Source organism: Treponema sp. R8-4-B8 (assembly GCF_054786175.1).
This window is the reverse complement of sequence record NZ_BDHE01000351.1, coordinates 1-468: the sequence shown is the minus strand read 5'-3', so window position 1 is coordinate 468 and position 468 is coordinate 1. Positions and strand designations below refer to the sequence as shown.

The 468-nt window shown below is 46.8% G+C and carries 1 pseudogene; it reads left to right on the top strand.

The annotated features are described in order from the left end of the window. Nucleotides 1–135 precede the first annotated feature (135 nt). A pseudogene (locus tag ACYVRA_RS08725) lies at nt 136–468 on the top strand (hypothetical protein); the annotation flags it as partial.

Sequence of the window (468 nt, the reverse complement as noted above, 5' to 3'; positions counted from 1 at the left end):
AGGGCAAGTGGTATCTTTTCTACCATGACAGCGTTCCTTCAGGCGGCGTAACATGGCTTCGCAGTTTAAAAGTAACTGAGTTAAAATACAACCCTGACGGCACAATTCAGACAATAAGTGGCAGCGGAGGTTGAGATGCCGTTTGACAAAGAAAAAGCAAAGCGGAACCTTGAAGGAATCATCGAAAAATTCAATACCGATACCGATATTGCCCTTCTTCATGAATACCATAAACTTTATAAAAAAGAAGTTTCGCTTTTCAAACGCTCGTGGGCGGCGGCGTGGCTTTTTATGTATTATGACAAGAGAGAAACGCCAAGTCCCTTGTCGGTGGGCAGTTCGCGTCAGGCAAGCAGCCTGCGTTCCAAGGACAGTCCGCCTCGCGTGGACAGCCCTCGTCCTGCGGACAGTCCGCGAACAGCAGAAAAGCAGGAAAAGGAAAAAGTAATAAAGGAAGATAACTCAGAA